We start from the raw sequence: 3042 nt of genomic DNA on the forward strand, positions 1-3042 counted from the left end.
ATGCATTAATTATAAACGAAAAAAGGTACGGCTCCTCAATTTTCTTGAGGAGCCGTACCTTTTTTCATGAGAAGGACTTTTTCAGTGGCCTCGCCGGCAGCCAGACTCCCTTGATTGTAATCTCTCTACAGCCGCAATACAAGCGGCTTTTCGCGGATGGCCCGTGCCGATTCAAGGCTTCGGACATCTTCAGGACTGCGCTTCCGCAATCTGCAATATACGATAGATACGCTTGATGTCCAAGTGGCTGCGGGCCCGATCCGCCAGGCGGTCATACGCAACCTCCCGCTGCACGGCAAAGTTCAATTCGACGGGCAGAGGCGCAAGCCCCTTCGCCTCGCGGAGCCTGTTCAACCAGCCCCTGCGGAAGGCGTCATTATGGAACAAGCCATGCAAATAAGTACCCATAATGCGTCCATTCGGATGCAGCAGGCCGTCATGTCCGGTGCATGCCGTATCTGCCTCATCCGCGGCCCGCAGTTCCAGCAGTGGTCCGGCCGCAATATCCGCCGCCGTCGGCAGCGAACGGCCCATATGAATCTCATAGCCTTCCATAGGGCAAGCCTCAAGCGGCGTCCCGCGCAGTCCGGAGGCAATGACCATTCCCCGCACGCGTTCCGTCCGCTTGTCGGTGGCGAACACCGTCTCCATCGGCAGCAGCCCCAGTCCGTCCATGACCGAACCCGCTTCAGCCTCCGATCCGTACGGATCGCGCAGAACCTCGCCTAACATTTGATAGCCTCCGCAAATGCCCGTTATGACCCCTTCCTTCGCATAAGCCGCCAACGCGTCGGCCAGCCCGGTCTCCTGCAGCCACTGCAAATCCGCCATCGTGCTTTTCGTCCCCGGAATAATGATGGCAACTGGCACGCCGAGCTCTTCCGACTTGCGAATATAACGGATGCGTACATCGCGCTCCGCAGTCAGCGGATCGATGTCGGTAAAGTTGGAGATGCACGGTACGTCCACGACCGCAATATCCAGGTCGTTCTCTGGAAGCATCTTCCCCTTCCATTGCTCCAACGCGGCCGAATCCTCCGCTTCAATGTCCAAATCGTCGGCATAAGGCAGCACGCCGATCACCGGAATGCCTGTGCGCGCTTCGAGCCAGTCGAGCCCGGGCTGCAGCAGCGTGACATCGCCGCGGAATTTGTTGATGATGAATCCTTGAACCCGCTCCCGTTCATGCGGCTCCAGCAGTTCCAGAGTACCGACGATCGAAGCGAACACCCCGCCGCGGTCGATGTCCGCCACGAGCAGGACGGGAGCCTCTGCCCAGGCAGCCATGTTCATATTGACGATATCATTCTGCTTCAGATTGATTTCGGCCGGGCTGCCCGCTCCCTCCATGACCACAATCTCGTAGGCGGCGCGCAGCCGGTTCACCGCGTCCACTACGGTCCGCTTCGCTTCGGTCAGGAAGCCGGACCGGTAATCGCGGGCGCTCAGGTTCTGATATGGCTTGCCGTGAACAACGACCTGCGAATGCATATCCTTCGTCGGCTTGAGCAGCACCGGATTCATGTCCGTCGTCGCCGCGATGCCGCAAGCTTCCGCCTGCACGCCTTGCGCACGCCCAATCTCCTTGCCGTCCGGCGTCACATAAGAATTAAGCGCCATATTTTGCGACTTGAACGGGGCTACCCGGTAGCCGTCCTGCTTGAATATGCGGCACAGCGCCGTCGTCACGACACTCTTGCCGACATCGGAGGCGGTTCCTTGCAGCATGATCGTCCGCCCCTGCGGCCGTCCTTCCGTCTCCTTCGCCTGTTCCGCGCCTTGCCCGGCGCCGGATCTCTCGCTCATATCCTCCATCCTTTCCCAGTTGCCGCCAGGAGAAGCAGCAGCAAGCCGACGGCCTCCGTCCATTCGTTAATCGCGCCGTACGTATCTCCGGTCAGCCCGCCCAGCTTCCGCGACAAGTATTGCAACGGCAGGCAGGCCCCCGCCGTGCACAGCAGCGGCGCGGCGACACTCATCACGATGGCGGCGGCCGAAGACGAGAGTCCCAGCCCCGTAAGCGCGCTTAGGCTCCGTCCGGCATCTGCCGTTCCCGTTGCTGCGACGGCTACGGCGGCAAGCGCGAAGCCTAACATATAGGCGATCGCGACATGCCCGGCATTCACGCCAAGGAAATACCCGCCCAGCCCCTCTTCCGGGCGCGCCTGAGGCTTGCTCGCCAGCGCCAATACCATCGCGACACGCGACCAGATGAACGGAATGACAACCCAGCCGTTCCACAAGCCCAGCTCCATCAGTGAGACGAGGAGCGTCCATTTGATCAGCAGCAGCAGAACGCATGCGATGACGCCCATTGCGCCGCTACGGCTGTCCTTCATGATCTCCAGCATCCGTTCGCGGGAACGCGAGCTGAGCACGCCGTCGGCCGTGTCCATCCAACCGTCCATATGAAGCCCGCCCGTGAGCGCAACGGCCAGGGTAAGCGTCAGCGCGGCCGCCGGGAAGACGGGAAGCAGGTGAAGCAGTCCCCAGCCTGCCGCCCACACCAGCCCGCCGATGAAGAAGCCAGCCAGTGGGAAGAAGAAGGTGCTTCGCTTCAGCACCTCGTTCGTGAACGGCACAGAGAACGGAACGGGAATCCGGGTCAGAAATTGCAGCGCAGCGACGAGTCCTTGCCATGTCCGCTTCATAGCTGTACCTCCCGGCTCTTCAGTTCGATCGGAATGCCTGCCGTCACGAGATATACTTCATCCACCTTGCCGGCGATGCGCTGGTTCAAGCGGCCGGCCGCGTCACGGAACACTCGGCCGAGCTTGTAGACGGGAACGATGCTGTCCCCGACTTCGTTCGTAACCATGACCAGCGTGCCGTGGAAGCGGACGGCTTCCTCCTCCAGCCGTTCGATGCGCGCCTCCAGATAGCGCTCGGCTTCCAGACCCGCTCCCCATTGCTGCTCCGCTCGAAGCAGCTCGTTCGACAGCCAGAGCGTCAGGCAGTCGATGAGCACGGCCGGCACTTCATCCGCGGCCTCTGCATCCGCGCGGGTGCGGGCGAGCCATTCCGGAAGCTGGAGCGGCTCCC

The 3042-nt window shown here is 61.4% G+C and carries 3 protein-coding genes; all 3 read right to left on the reverse strand.

The window, feature by feature from the left end; genetic code table 11:
* Nucleotides 1-189: 189 nt before the first annotated feature.
* Nucleotides 190-1815 carry a cobyric acid synthase gene (locus PPOP_RS09045; protein WP_006285958.1) on the reverse strand — a complete coding sequence of 542 codons (1626 nt, stop codon included), beginning with the start codon at nucleotides 1813-1815 and terminating at the stop codon, nucleotides 190-192.
* The gene (gene cobS, locus PPOP_RS09050) at nucleotides 1803-2651 is read right to left on the reverse strand and encodes an adenosylcobinamide-GDP ribazoletransferase (RefSeq protein WP_006285959.1); all 849 of its coding nucleotides are present in this window, start codon (nucleotides 2649-2651) and stop codon (nucleotides 1803-1805) included. Before cobS ends, PPOP_RS09045 begins: the two co-directional genes overlap by 13 nt.
* A partial coding sequence (locus tag PPOP_RS09055) for a bifunctional adenosylcobinamide kinase/adenosylcobinamide-phosphate guanylyltransferase (protein ID WP_006285960.1) occupies nucleotides 2648-3042 on the reverse strand: 395 nt, incomplete at its 5' end. The genes PPOP_RS09055 and cobS, both read right to left, overlap by 4 nt.

This window comes from Paenibacillus popilliae ATCC 14706 (genome assembly GCF_000315235.1).
Classification (GTDB): Bacteria; Bacillota; Bacilli; order Paenibacillales; family Paenibacillaceae; genus Paenibacillus_B; species Paenibacillus_B popilliae.

Excerpts from the sequence above, each read along its gene's own strand:
- PPOP_RS09045 (WP_006285958.1), bottom strand. The coding sequence starts at position 1,815 with ATGGAGGATATGAGCGAGAGATCCGGCGCCGGGCAAGGCGCGGAACAG.
- cobS (WP_006285959.1), bottom strand. The coding sequence starts at position 2,651 with ATGAAGCGGACATGGCAAGGACTCGTCGCTGCGCTGCAATTTCTGACC.